We start from the raw sequence: 12,172 nt of genomic DNA on the forward strand, positions 1-12,172 counted from the left end.
TTACAGTGGAGAATTATCTCGAAAATCCACTTACCCATAAACAGCCATGAGAGAAAAGCCTAAACAAAAAATGCGTATATGGGCGATGTTATGTCATCTCTCGGCTTTATTAGGATGGATATTATTATGTTTTTTAGTCTTTCTTGGCATCCCTTTATATTTACCTCTAAATCTTTTAGTTCCACTCCTAATTTGGCGATTCAAAAAAGCGCAATATCCCTGGATTGATTTCCAAGGAAAGGAATCATTAAATTTTCAAATTTCTTTAACACTATACACGTTTATTGTCATAGTAATTTCATTAATTTTAGTGTTAACAAGTTTTAGTCTAGCAGTAACTACCAATGGTTCAGTTAATGAAATAAAAACCACCTTAGATAGCATATTAATTTTTCTCATGTCTTTAATTTCATTAAAGCTGTTACTACAATCATTTGTAGTGACCTTTGCTGCTATCAAAGCTTACAATGGTGAGTATTATCGTTACCCTCTCACAATTAGAGTTTTACGATAACAAATGATTAAGCCTTTTTTGGTTAACGCTAATGTCACTGATCACTGTTTGATATAAATATGGGAATAAAAATTATATGATGGGAGTTGCGATCGCCGGCACTGGATTTGGTCAAAAAGTCCACATCCCTGGATTTCAAGCACATCCTCAAACTGAGGTAGTCGCTGTTTATCACCGAGATATCAATAAAGCTAAAGCTATAGCAGAATCCCATAATATCCCTCACGCTTCCGACTCACTTGTAGATATTGTGGCATTACCAGAAGTGCAAGCAGTCAGCATCTCTACGCCGCCTTTTTTGCACTACGAAATGGCAAAAACTGTCCTGCAAGCTGGGAAACATTTATTACTAGAAAAACCGACAGCCTTAAATGCAGTTGAAGCTAAAGAACTTTATCAGTTAGCTAAAGCAAAAGGCGTGATTGCAACTGTAGATTTTGAATTCCGCTTTGTACCAGCATGGCAGTTATTTGCAGAATTATTGTCAGAAGACTATGTGGGTGAGTTACGCCTAATTAAAATTGATTGGTTAGGTTCTTCTCGTGCTGATACTTCCCGCCCTTGGAATTGGTATTCTGATAAAGAGAAAGGAGGCGGTGCATTGGGATCTTTGGGTTCCCACGCCTTCGATTACATTCACTGGTTATTCGGGCCAGTCCGTAGATTAAACGCCCATTTAACTACTGCGATTCCCACACGAGTTGACCCTGTTAGTGGGGAATCCAAGCCAGTGGATACCGATGACAACTGTATATTAACGCTGGAATTAGCAAATGGTACACCTTGCCAACTTTCTATCAGTGCGGTTGTTCATGCATCAAGAACCCATTGGGTAGAAGTATATGGCGATCGCGGTACATTAATTGTGGGCAGTGAAAATCAAAAAGATTATATACATGGTTTTCGTGTTTGGGGTTCCCAGCCAGGTAAACCTCTAACGGAAATAGAAATACCAAATCGGTTAATTTTTCCTAAAAATTATGCTGATGGACGCATTTCGGCATTTATCCGCGTAGTAGACCAATGGATACAAGGAATTAACCGCAATCAGGAAATTACACCATCGCTGCGAGAAGGAATTTATTCTCAGTTATTGATGGATTTATCCCATGAATCGCATACAAAAGCAAGTTGGGTAGACGTACCCAGCTTGGAAGGATTTCTTAGCAACTAAGGAAATGAGCAAAACTCCCCGCATTCGTATCCCGCCGGAAGTAAAGAAATATGTTTTTCAACGTGACCAATATCAATGCCGAAGCTGCGGTAAAACTACTGTAGAAACTAACCTCAGCATTGACCATATCATTCCCCTCGCTCGTGGCGGTCAAAACGATATCAGCAATCTCCAAACTCTTTGCTTTACCTGTAATCAGCAGAAAACAGACAATATTGATCCCCGTTTCCGGCGGTATTTTGATTTATGACGGTTCTTAAATATGCTTGGGTGTAAGGGTTATTGGTGTAGATAATTGGTCTTTCAAGACGCGATAAATCGCGTCTCTACATCAGGTTTTTGGGCTTATCTGAACTGTATTGCGCTATATAACGATTCTCGTGTGGATGCATTACGCACTTTGGGCGCACAGTAGTGCGCCCCTACATCTATCCCAATTGATTTGAAATGATGCTGACATCAACGGCTAACTTTTTGCCCAACTTGAGCAACTGAAGACACTGATTATCTCCTTCATTCCCAACGCTAGTAATACACACTGGCGCTATCTGACTTTGCAGACAACTAAAGTATAGTTCCTGCGATCGCTGTAGGGAAATGTCAATATTTAGTTGATCCCCGACATCAATCAATCGTTCCAATAGTTGGATATCTGCATTAAAACTACCATTGGCATCGTGCAATAATTGCCAGAGCGATCGCGCAATTAACTGTTCTAACATCTGTTTACCGTCGGGAATATTCAGCCGACAACGCAGATGTTTTGCTTCAGTAGCGATCGCCTCCAATTCTAAGATGTGACTCCAACTCTTTTGGGGATCAGCGATATCTTGCTCAAGCGATCGCAATGTCATTAGACAGCGATGCCCTAAAGCAATATCGGCTGCAACCTGCAATTCTTGCGGTACTGCGATTTCATCGCGATGAAACGCCATCAGCACACCATAATTATCGCGGTAGGCTTGAGTATACAACTGTCCTAAACGTGCCAGTGTTTCCTGACTCAGCAACCGCATAATCCGGTGGCGTTCTTCAGCAAATAGATTTTGCAAGCTGAAAGCTTCTTCTCCAAATAGCTGTGTCATCGCCAAGATCGTATGAGCCGCACTAGCTTGTTTTAGTGCCCCAAACAGCTTTTCTTTTAATTGGCTGTAGTTACGCCGCCCGGTAAATTGTTGAATGCCGCAATGGAAATCCCAGCCTCCCAAATGCAGAACTGCAAATACCAAATGCTCACTTTCCCAAGTAATCTCTGATACTAGCTTTAAATTTCCCACAGCCACAGTTAGCGATCCCATCCGTTGCAGTTGGTAATCTAGCTCATTGGCAGCGTAGCAATAAACCCGCTTATGGTAACGCTGAGACTGTTTGTCAGCAGCATCTTTTCTCGGTAAGGAATTGTGCGTTTCTGCTGGTTTCTGATTGGTAAATAGGGAAGTAATGGCGTAATGGGCTGCCACTTGCTTAAAGCCAAGTTGGGCAGTTAACACGAGTTGGCGATAAATTTCCGCACCGTGTTTGAATTCATCCACATTACTGGGGGCTAAACCAAGACGTTTGACGAAGCCTTTTTCTAACTGCACACCTGCCACATCCCCTGCCAATTCCAAAGCACGGGCGGCATAGCGCAGAATTTGCGTCCCCTCTGGACGGGAAATTTCTTCAAAAAACCAACCGCAACTAGTGAACATCAACAACGCGTGACGCTGCATTTCCAACAGGCGCAGGGCGTCTACTTGTTCGGCTGCGGTTAGTTTGTGAGTTTGATGACGGGAGAGAAAACGGTTGACATTGCTAGCAGAGCGATCGCGCATTACTTGGATATATTCATCCCGTGCTAGCCAGGGATCGCGAAATAACTGTCTACCATGTTCCTCATACACCTCAGTCAGCTGATCCCGCAGCCAATTTAGGGCATCCCGCAAAGGACGACGCCATTTCTGATGCCAAACTGAGCCTTCTCCACCGCAACCACAGTCATCTTCCCATCTGCCAACACCGTGGGCGCAACTCCAGGCTGTGACTGATTTTAATTCCACTTCCCAACTGGGAGAATTTAAGCTCAGGTAGTGGGCAAAGTTCGTCACCGTCCAACCCTGTTGAGGAAACTCTTTGGTAAAGGCGTAGGCTAAAGTTTTCTCTGTTCCCTTTTTGTGGTGTCCAAAGGTTTCCCCATCCGTCGCCACAGAAATCAACTGTGCTGGACGATGATCCCCACGCACAGCTGAACCAATCCGGCCGGCAAAGTGACTGGAATTATAAACGACATCACTAAAACCCATGTCCCGCGATATCGGCCCATCGTAGAAGAAGATATCAATGTAGGGTAATTCTTCTGTACTACCATCCTTGGAGCTAGTGGCGATCGCACTCAGAGGTGAAGATGAAGTATCTAGTGTGGGCTTCAAATAACAACGGTAGGGACGGGTGGAATCAATCTGACTACCACCGACTTCAATCCATTCTGGATGGGGATGATCGGCAGTGGGCAGGGGACGGCAACGCAGTGCTTGAGACGGTGCCAGGACGATGAAGCGAATCCCCTCAGCTACAAGAGCTTCTAGGGTGGCATAGTCTACAGCAGTTTCTGCTAGCCACATCCCTTCGGGATCGCGGCCAAAGCGGGAGCGGAAGTCTTCTTTACCCCAGCGAATTTGGGTATATTTGTCGCGCTCGTTCGCCAGAGGCATGATGATGTGATTGTATACTTGCGCGATCGCATTGCCGTGACCATGCAAGCGATCGCTACTCTTGGCATCCGCCTCTAAAATCCGCTGATAAACCTCCACATCGTAGCGTTCTAGCCACGACATCAGCGTTGGCCCAATATTAAAACTGAAATACTCGTAATTATTGACGATCCCCACCACTTCGCCTTGGTCATTTAAGACTCTGGCAAAGGCGTTTGGACGATAGCATTCCCAATGAATCCGCTCATTCCAATCATGGAAAGGTGCAGCGCTCGGTTGGCGTTCAATTGCGTCCAGATAAGGGTTTTCCCTTGGGGGCTGGTAAAAATGACCATGCACCGTCACATAAACACCATTAGCCTTGTTCAGGGGATCGGTTTCTTTGGTGTTATTAGGATCTGAATGGAATGTTAACGTTGAGCCAGAGTTAGCTGGCATTTGGGCAGCAGAAGTCATGTATATTTATCCAAAACAAAAAACTTGCAGTTGCACCGAAAACATTGTGCGTAAACCTTTCTACAATAGTTCTCACACAAAATCCGGTATAAACAACAACTATGAGACCCAACCAAATTTTTGACCAAGCGGTTTTATTGTAGTGGGAAATCTGCGTTATCGCACAGCCCTTTCCCTGAAGGCTCAAAGTAATTAGCCATTGAACAAAGCCTCAGTTAGGGGTTTTCTCTTCTTTAGCGCCAATCAAAATTTTAATTGTCTTTTAATATATTAAACCCCATTTCTGATGTAATATTTTGGCTCAAATTCATACTTTTGCAACAAAAGATTACGAAAACTCATTATATCGCAATCTGATTTTACACAACATCCGCAGCGGTGAAGGGAAAACAGTACAATTTCTGAATTGGTCTACAGACGGTTGAGAGTATCCTATGGGAGTGCTGAGTGAAAGTGATTGTTAATTCAACACTCCAAATTTAAAATTTAGGATTGCTCGCTGTGAATGATACCCTCAACCCAAAACAACAAATGTCAACCAAAAACATTATTCTTTTCGTTTTATTACTGTTTATCCCGGTTTCTGTAGCAGCTCACTTTCTGGAGTGGGGAGAATTGACAGTTTTCATTACAGCAGGATTAGCAATTCTGCCCTTAGCAGCTTGGATGGGTACAGCCACAGAAGAAATTGCTGTGGTAGTCGGGCCATCAATGGGGGGCTTGTTAAACGCCACCTTTGGCAATGCTACAGAACTAATCATCGCCCTAGTAGCGCTGAACGCTGGGTTAATAGATGTAGTCAAAGCCAGTATCACGGGATCGATTATTAGCAACTTACTACTGGTGATGGGTTTTTCCATGCTTTTGGGAGGACTACGCTACAAAGAACAGACATTTCAGCCAATTGTGGCGCGGGTGAATGCTGCTTCGATGAATTTGGCGGTGATTGCCATTTTGATGCCAACGGCAATGAATTATACCTCTCAAGGAATTAACGAAGAAACGCTGCAAAATCTTTCTATTGCTGTTGCGGTAGTATTAATCTTGGTTTATGCCCTAACGCTGCTATTTTCGATGAAAACCCACTCCTATTTATATGATGTGGGTGTAGCAGAGACAGAAGAACAGGAAACCCCTCACGCGAAACCAAATATGATGTTGTGGGTTGGCGTGTTGCTAGTATGTACCTTGCTAGTGGCAATTGAGTCAGAAATGCTAGTAGATTCTCTGGAAGTAGCCACATCTCAGCTAGGTTTGACGGCGCTATTTACAGGGGTGATTTTGGTTCCCATCGTCGGTAACGCGGCTGAACACGCCACAGCAGTCACCGTGGCAATGAAAGATAAGATGGATCTTTCCCTTTCGGTAGCTGTGGGATCAAGTATGCAGATTGCCCTATTTGTCGCACCCGTGTTAGTTATAGCAGGGCGGATATTAGGTAAACCAATGGATTTAGATTTCAAACCCTTTGAATTAGTAGCTGTGGTTGTGTCAGTGTTGATTGCCAATAGTATTAGTTCCGATGGTAAGTCCAATTGGCTGGAAGGTACTTTGTTATTAGCAGCCTATACAGTATTGGGGTTCGCCTTCTACTTCCATCCAGTTATGGAAGGTATGGGTTAATTAGCACTGCTATGGGTGATGACTTGTCAATTACCCATTTCAGCAGCTTGATACTGGATAATTGGCGAATCTAAACCCCTTTTGCCTGGGACAGGAGAAAATAAAGACATATAAGAGCGATCGCCTGTATGAGCTACTGCCTTAATCCCCATTGTCCCAAGCCTGAAAATCCCAATCATGTCAACTTTTGCGTGACTTGCGGTTCCAAGTTACTCCTCAAAGAACGTTACCGTGCTATCAAACCAATCGGACAAGGTGGTTTTGGCAAAACTTTCTTAGCTGTGGATGAGGATAAACCCTCAAAACCACGCTGCGTAATTAAGCAATTTTATCCCCAATCCCAAGGCACTAACACGCTGGCAAAAGCCGTAGAGTTATTTAACCAAGAAGCAGTGCAGTTAGATGAATTGGGCAAGCATCCTCAAATTCCCGAACTACTGGCATATTTTACCCAAGAAGCTCGGCAGTATCTAGTACAGGAATTTATCGACGGGCAAAACTTAGCCCAAGAATTGGCACATAGAGGTGCTTTTAGTGAAGCGCAAATCTGGCAACTATTAAATGATTTATTATCAGTATTACAATTTTGTCACGCCAGACACGTAATTCACCGCGATATTAAGCCAGAAAATATTATTTTACGCGAGAGCGATCGCAAACTAGTATTAGTAGATTTTGGTGCTGCTAAATCTGCCACTGGCGCTGCCTTAAATAAAACTGGTACTAGTATTGGTAGTCCAGAATATGTAGCCCCTGAACAAATGAGAGGTAGGGCTATTTTCGCCAGCGATATTTATAGTTTGGGGGCGACTTGTATTAATTTATTAACAGTGCGCTCGCCTTTCGATTCCTATGATACCAACAACGATACATGGGTTTGGCAGCAGTACTTGCAAGCTCCCATCAGTAATCAGTTGAGTCGCATTCTCAACAAGATGCTAGAAAGTATTCCAATTCGGCGTTATCAAACAGTAGATGAAGTTTTCAAAGACTTAAATCAACAGCCGAAAGTAGCGGCTACGCCAGCGATCCCACCAAAAGCTATCCCTCAAGCCCCACCAAATTCTCCAGCCGCTTTTGTATCGAAATCTCCTAGTCAACTGGAGCGGGAATTAGAAGAAATGAAAACCCAATTTATGGGTAACAGCAAACCTCAAGTAAATAAAATACAGCCACCAAATCCTACATCTCAGCCTTCTAATAAAAGCAAAATAGATGAAGAATTAGAAGAATTAAAAGCTAAATATCTTGGTAATAACAATCCTTAAAATTTATCTGGTAAAATCAACGCTATGTTTTGCGTTTCTACATAATTAATCGTCTTCTAGATAATTACAAAGCCCCTGTTATTACTGTCTGACTAATGCTGCTGAGGAAACTGTTAATTAGACAAATTTATTTTTTGGAGTTCCCTAAAAAGAAAGTGACTCTGAAACTCAGAGCCACCCTTAAAACTGTATTCTGAAACTTTTTAAGTTTTCACAATATCCTGGTGTAGATGTGTGAAAATTTACTTCTTAGCTTCAGCAATGGGTACCCATTCAGTGTGGAAACTTCCGGGCTTATCAAGACGCAGGTAGGTATGTGCGCCAAAGTAGTCGCGTTGTGCTTGAGTTAGGTTTTGAGGCAAGCGATCGCGGCGATAGCTGTCAAAATAATCCAAGGATGCGCTAAATGCGGGTACTGGAATTCCCACTGTTGCAGCTGTCGCAATCACTTCCCGCCAAGCAGTCTGTCTATCAAGAATTGTCTGCTTAAATTCGGGAGCTAACAGCAAGTTAGGCAAAGCTGGATTTTCGCTAAAAGCCTTCTTAATCTTATTCAAAAAGCGAGCGCGAATAATACAACCACCTTTCCAAATCCGCGCCATTTCGCCCAGATCCAAATTCCAGTTATATGTTTTTGAAGCTGTGGATAGCAACGCCATCCCTTGAGCATAAGAACAGATTTTTGAGCAATAGAGAGCATCACGGACTTTGTTGATAAAGTCCTTGGTTTGCCCGTCATACTTGCCACTGGGGCCTGTAAGGACTTTAGATGCTGCAACCCGCTCATCTTTAATCGAAGATATAATCCGGGCATTAACTGCTGCTGTAATTGTAGGAATAGCAACTCCCAATTCCAATGCAGTTTGCACAGTCCAGCGTCCAGTTCCCTTTTGACCGGCTGCGTCAACAATCAAATCCACCAGGGGTTTATTTGTTTCTGGGTCAAGATATGGGAAGATATTCTTCGTAATCTCAATCAAAAATGAATCGAGTTCATCGGTGGTGTTCCATTCAGCAAACACCTCATGTAGCTGATTATGGTCTAATCCAGCGACATTTTTCAGCAAGTCGTAGGCTTCAGCAATTAGCTGCATATCGCCATACTCAATGCCGTTGTGTACCATTTTGACATAGTGGCCAGAACCACCAGGGCCAATGTAGGTTACACAAGGGCCATCATCGACTTGGGCAGCAATTTTGTTGAAAATTGGCGATAGAAACTCGTAAGAGCTTGTTGTACCTCCAGGCATCAGAGATGGGCCATTCAGCGCCCCTTCTTCACCGCCACTGACACCCATACCAAGATACCGAAGCCCAGCGGGTTCTAATTCCTGAGTGCGGCGTTCTGTATCTTCAAACCAAGAGTTGCCACCGTCAATAATGATATCGCCTTCTTCTAACAAGGGTTTGAGTTGAGCAATCACCGCATCCACTGGCTTACCAGCTTGCACCATTACTAGAATTTTGCGGGGACGTTCCAATAAGGCAACGAATTCTTCTAGAGTAAAGGCGGCTTTGACGTTCCGTCCTGTGGCACGCTGCGCCATAAACGCATCCGTTTTTTCTCGGGAGCGGTTGTAAACTGCAATTGGGAAGCCATTGCGCTCCACGTTGAGAGCGATGTTCTCACCCATAACGGCTAATCCAATCACACCAAAGCTTTGTAGTGTCATAAAAAATTTCTGGCTAACTCTTGCAGATCCTTTACCTATAAGGGTAGTCCGATATTTTCCGTTCTCCCCTAAAGAAGACCTTAAGACTTGATATAAACGACAAAAATCCACAACTAACATGGATAATTAATTTTAAATTGTATCTAAATCAACAATTGACTGGCAAAATTTGCAAAATTGTTAGTTGAGGGACTGGGGACTGGAGACTGGGGACTGGGCACTAGGAAGGAATTTAATTTACTAAATTAGTTTTTCTTCCTAATACCTAATATCCAGTAACCGATCCCCAGTACCCGATCCCCAGTCCCCAATCTCTAGTCAAAGGAGTAACCAAATAATGCTGGCATTTGTCCTAGCTTTGGTGGTCGGTCTTGGTAGTTTAGCCATTTACACAGCAGCTTTCTTTTTCCCAGAAATCCATCGTAAGAATGATTTTATATGGAGTGGTGTGGGACTGTTCTACGCTTTAGTTTTATGGGTGTTTGCACCACGCATTACTGGAGGTTTGTTGCTGGGTCATGTGGCTAGTGTGGCTCTTTTGGTCTGGTTTGGCTGGCAAACTCTATCATTACGTCGGCAATTGACCCCACAGGCACAACAAACCCAAGTACCCAGTGCTGAGACGGTAAAAACTGGCATTCAAGAACAGGTGAATAAGTTGTCCCTTCAGGAACGGCTGGGCCAGTTGCAAAAAGGTCTGGGTAGCACGTTCAGTGGCGCGAAAGACAAGGTGCAGCAGACTGTGAGTAAAAAGACACCCACAACCCCCAAACCTGAAGATATTATCTCTGTTTTGGCGGAAAAACCTGCTATTGAGATTATCGACAAAACTATTGTCATACCAGAACCACCAGCAGAGGAGACAGTTACTACTGACACTGAAGCAAAAACTGAGATTGTACCGGAAGCGATTCCCCCACATCCCCCATCTCCTGAATTGGTGGAAGCAGCGCAACCAGATTTTGAAATTGAGGATAAGCAACCGATTCCTGTAGAAGAAATTGCGCCGGATGCGGTACTCGCTCCCCCAGCAGAAACGCCACCTGAGCAAATACCGCCTAATCAAACTAGTTGAATGCAGTGAAACCCAACTTTAACCTAATATAATGTTGGGTTTCACTATTTCCATCAGGCTATTTTAGGGCTAATTTCAAACGCTAATTCAGAACGATAGAAGCATACATCAAACGCTAAAAAGAAATTCATGTGTCCTAAAATCAATGGGGCGTTTCTATCTCTTGTCCAAGCAAAAGCTAGCTCTACTGTCGGAAATTGTTCAACATTCGCCATCAACACCAATGCCCTCGCCTCAAACCTAGCCAGATTACCACCCAATGAAAAGGAGAGTCTTTGACGTTCCCAAACTGCTCTCAGCGTTAACCCGATTTCGTAGGGCAATACGTTGACAGTAGAACCTGTATCTAGCAAGCCTGATACACTTACCGAACGATTCTGATAAGTGAGAATTAGCGGTAGATAAGGCAGCGTACTTAATGCACCGATTTCTGGATTTACTTCAGTAAATGCAAATCTAACTTTATCAACAATGTGTTGCCGCTTTTTCTTCTGCTAATGCCTTCGCTAAAACAGCAGCAGCTTCAAAAGAATCATATAAGCCAAGACTAGCTACTTTGTCCTCAGCATCCAATGGAACTAAACTTGATTCCTTTAACAATTCGGCTGCCAGGAAATGTATTAGTAAGAGTTTATCAGTGTGGGATAATTCTTTAACTAGCGGTATGAGTTCGGTAAGAAGCATAAGTTAAGGCTTTAATGAATTTAGATAAATTTTAGAGCATAGTTTGGGGAATGCTCTTCGCTAACTAGGAATAACAATTATGAACATCCAACTTAAGGCGGAATACGAGCAATTTATACAAACCCGAATTGCTACAGGTAGATATGAAAATGCTGAAGATGTGATTGCTAAAGCATTGAAACTGCTGGAAGAATGGGAGAATGGTTATCAGGAATGGGAAGAAGAAACCCATAAAAAAATAGCTGTTGGGCTTGCTTCTATTGAAAGTGGAGACGTAATAAATGGTGAAGTGGTGATGGCGCGACTGTCAGAAAAATTACGCAAAGCGCGTGAGACTCAAGGGTAATGGAATATTTTATTGCCAAAGAAGCAAGTCAAGATTTAGATGAAATTTTGGATTATTTTCTAGTTCGCAATATCAACGCAGGGGAAATATTTATTCAAGAATTTAATAAGAAGTGCCAAAACATAGCTCAATTTCCGAATATAGGACGAAGTTACAGCAAATTTGATGCAAGCCTTAGAGGAATAGGTTTAGATGGCTACATTATATTTTATCGAGTTTTTGAAGATAGCGTTGTGATTGTGCGGGTAATTAGCGGTTATAGGGATTTAAAATCTATATTTGCAGATGTGGACGATGAATAGATTTTTGATAAAAGTTACCCTATCGATTTTATGCAGCGATCGCAATTTTATATCCCCAACTTCAAATATTTTGTCTTTGCCGAGCAATATTTATGCAGCGATCGCACTAGCATCAGAATAGATAAGAGCATATAGCGATCACAATTTTATATCCCCAACTTCAAATATTTTGTCTTTGCCGAGCAATATTTATGCAGCGATCGCACTAGCATCAGAATAGATAAGAGCATATAGCGATCACAATTTTATATCCCCAACTTCAAATATTTTGTCTTTGCCGAGCAATATTTATGCAGCGATCGCACTAGCATCAGAATAGATAGGGGTGAAAGCGCCTGATGGCAGAGAACTCAATATCGAAGCCAGC

The 12,172-nt window shown here is 42.9% G+C and carries 13 protein-coding genes; 9 read left to right on the plus strand and 4 right to left on the minus strand.

Annotated features, from left to right (window positions below; genetic code table 11):
• Positions 1-46: 46 nt before the first annotated feature.
• The 3 genes from HWQ44_RS22300 to HWQ44_RS22310 all read left to right on the plus strand — a co-directional run bounded on the left by HWQ44_RS22300 (position 47) and on the right by HWQ44_RS22310 (position 1,938).
• Positions 47-514, plus strand: coding sequence for a DUF4870 domain-containing protein (locus tag HWQ44_RS22300; RefSeq protein ID WP_292723151.1), 468 nt, complete (start codon positions 47-49; stop codon positions 512-514).
• A 76-nt stretch (positions 515-590) separates the two neighbouring features.
• Entirely contained in the window at positions 591-1,688 is a 1,098-nt protein-coding gene (locus HWQ44_RS22305; RefSeq protein WP_292723153.1) for a Gfo/Idh/MocA family oxidoreductase, read from the plus strand.
• Between the two features lie 4 nt (positions 1,689-1,692).
• The gene (locus HWQ44_RS22310; protein WP_292723155.1) at positions 1,693-1,938 is read left to right on the plus strand and encodes an HNH endonuclease; all 246 of its coding nucleotides are present in this window, start codon (positions 1,693-1,695) and stop codon (positions 1,936-1,938) included.
• Positions 1,939-2,116: 178 nt separating this feature from the next.
• Here HWQ44_RS22310 and HWQ44_RS22315 read toward each other — a convergent pair whose 3' ends face one another.
• On the minus strand, positions 2,117-4,834 hold the full coding sequence (locus tag HWQ44_RS22315; RefSeq protein ID WP_292723158.1) for a DUF3536 domain-containing protein: 2,718 nt from the start codon (positions 4,832-4,834) through the stop codon (positions 2,117-2,119).
• A gap of 531 nt (positions 4,835-5,365) precedes the next feature.
• On the opposite strand from HWQ44_RS22315, the gene cax reads away from it, so the two are divergent.
• On the plus strand, positions 5,366-6,457 hold the full coding sequence (gene cax, locus HWQ44_RS22320; protein ID WP_292723160.1) for a calcium/proton exchanger: 1,092 nt from the start codon (positions 5,366-5,368) through the stop codon (positions 6,455-6,457).
• Between the two features lie 128 nt (positions 6,458-6,585).
• Complete coding sequence (locus tag HWQ44_RS22325) at positions 6,586-7,725, plus strand: serine/threonine-protein kinase (RefSeq protein WP_292723162.1); 1,140 nt, start codon at positions 6,586-6,588, stop codon at positions 7,723-7,725.
• A gap of 242 nt (positions 7,726-7,967) precedes the next feature.
• Here the strand turns inward: HWQ44_RS22325 and gndA are convergent, their stop codons facing one another.
• Positions 7,968-9,398 carry an NADP-dependent phosphogluconate dehydrogenase gene (gene gndA / locus HWQ44_RS22330; protein ID WP_292723164.1) on the minus strand — a complete coding sequence of 477 codons (1,431 nt, stop codon included), beginning with the start codon at positions 9,396-9,398 and terminating at the stop codon, positions 7,968-7,970.
• Positions 9,399-9,735: 337 nt separating this feature from the next.
• On the opposite strand from gndA, the gene HWQ44_RS22335 reads away from it, so the two are divergent.
• Complete coding sequence (locus HWQ44_RS22335) at positions 9,736-10,473, plus strand: Ycf66 family protein (protein WP_292723166.1); 738 nt, start codon at positions 9,736-9,738, stop codon at positions 10,471-10,473.
• 53 nt (positions 10,474-10,526) lie between these two features.
• Here the strand turns inward: HWQ44_RS22335 and HWQ44_RS22340 are convergent, their stop codons facing one another.
• Both HWQ44_RS22340 and HWQ44_RS22345 read right to left on the minus strand, forming a co-directional pair.
• Positions 10,527-10,946 carry a hypothetical protein gene (locus HWQ44_RS22340; RefSeq protein ID WP_292723243.1) on the minus strand — a complete coding sequence of 140 codons (420 nt, stop codon included), beginning with the start codon at positions 10,944-10,946 and terminating at the stop codon, positions 10,527-10,529.
• Entirely contained in the window at positions 10,939-11,157 is a 219-nt protein-coding gene (locus tag HWQ44_RS22345) for a hypothetical protein (protein ID WP_292723168.1), read from the minus strand. The genes HWQ44_RS22340 and HWQ44_RS22345 overlap by 8 nt, the downstream gene beginning before the upstream one ends.
• 79 nt (positions 11,158-11,236) lie before the next feature.
• On the opposite strand from HWQ44_RS22345, the gene HWQ44_RS22350 reads away from it, so the two are divergent.
• The 3 genes from HWQ44_RS22350 to HWQ44_RS22360 are packed head-to-tail and all read left to right on the plus strand — an operon-like array spanning position 11,237 to position 11,926.
• Positions 11,237-11,503 carry a type II toxin-antitoxin system ParD family antitoxin gene (locus tag HWQ44_RS22350; protein ID WP_292723170.1) on the plus strand — a complete coding sequence of 89 codons (267 nt, stop codon included), beginning with the start codon at positions 11,237-11,239 and terminating at the stop codon, positions 11,501-11,503.
• Positions 11,503-11,805, plus strand: coding sequence for a type II toxin-antitoxin system RelE/ParE family toxin (locus tag HWQ44_RS22355; protein ID WP_292723172.1), 303 nt, complete (start codon positions 11,503-11,505; stop codon positions 11,803-11,805). The genes HWQ44_RS22350 and HWQ44_RS22355 overlap by 1 nt, the downstream gene beginning before the upstream one ends.
• Complete coding sequence (locus HWQ44_RS22360) at positions 11,798-11,926, plus strand: hypothetical protein (RefSeq protein WP_292723174.1); 129 nt, start codon at positions 11,798-11,800, stop codon at positions 11,924-11,926. The genes HWQ44_RS22355 and HWQ44_RS22360 overlap by 8 nt, the downstream gene beginning before the upstream one ends.
• The last annotated feature ends 246 nt before the right edge of the window (positions 11,927-12,172 follow it).

Origin of the sequence: Nostoc sp. JL34 (assembly GCF_017114945.1) — a bacterium.
In the GTDB taxonomy this organism is placed as follows: Bacteria; Cyanobacteriota; Cyanobacteriia; order Cyanobacteriales; family Nostocaceae; genus Nostoc.

Bases quoted from the DNA above. Each gene is read 5' to 3' on its own strand.
- gndA (WP_292723164.1), bottom strand. From the start codon at position 9,398: ATGACACTACAAAGCTTTGGTGTGATTGGATTAGCCGTTATGGGTGAG.
- HWQ44_RS22310 (WP_292723155.1), top strand. From the start codon at position 1,693: ATGAGCAAAACTCCCCGCATTCGTATCCCGCCGGAAGTAAAGAAATAT.
- HWQ44_RS22305 (WP_292723153.1), top strand. From the start codon at position 591: ATGATGGGAGTTGCGATCGCCGGCACTGGATTTGGTCAAAAAGTCCAC.
- HWQ44_RS22345 (WP_292723168.1), bottom strand. From the start codon at position 11,157: ATGCTTCTTACCGAACTCATACCGCTAGTTAAAGAATTATCCCACACT.
- HWQ44_RS22360 (WP_292723174.1), top strand. From the start codon at position 11,798: ATGAATAGATTTTTGATAAAAGTTACCCTATCGATTTTATGCAGCGAT.
- HWQ44_RS22315 (WP_292723158.1), bottom strand. From the start codon at position 4,834: ATGACTTCTGCTGCCCAAATGCCAGCTAACTCTGGCTCAACGTTAACA.
- HWQ44_RS22350 (WP_292723170.1), top strand. From the start codon at position 11,237: ATGAACATCCAACTTAAGGCGGAATACGAGCAATTTATACAAACCCGA.
- cax (WP_292723160.1), top strand. From the start codon at position 5,366: ATGTCAACCAAAAACATTATTCTTTTCGTTTTATTACTGTTTATCCCG.
- HWQ44_RS22355 (WP_292723172.1), top strand. From the start codon at position 11,503: ATGGAATATTTTATTGCCAAAGAAGCAAGTCAAGATTTAGATGAAATT.
- HWQ44_RS22300 (WP_292723151.1), top strand. From the start codon at position 47: ATGAGAGAAAAGCCTAAACAAAAAATGCGTATATGGGCGATGTTATGT.
- HWQ44_RS22335 (WP_292723166.1), top strand. From the start codon at position 9,736: ATGCTGGCATTTGTCCTAGCTTTGGTGGTCGGTCTTGGTAGTTTAGCC.
- HWQ44_RS22325 (WP_292723162.1), top strand. From the start codon at position 6,586: ATGAGCTACTGCCTTAATCCCCATTGTCCCAAGCCTGAAAATCCCAAT.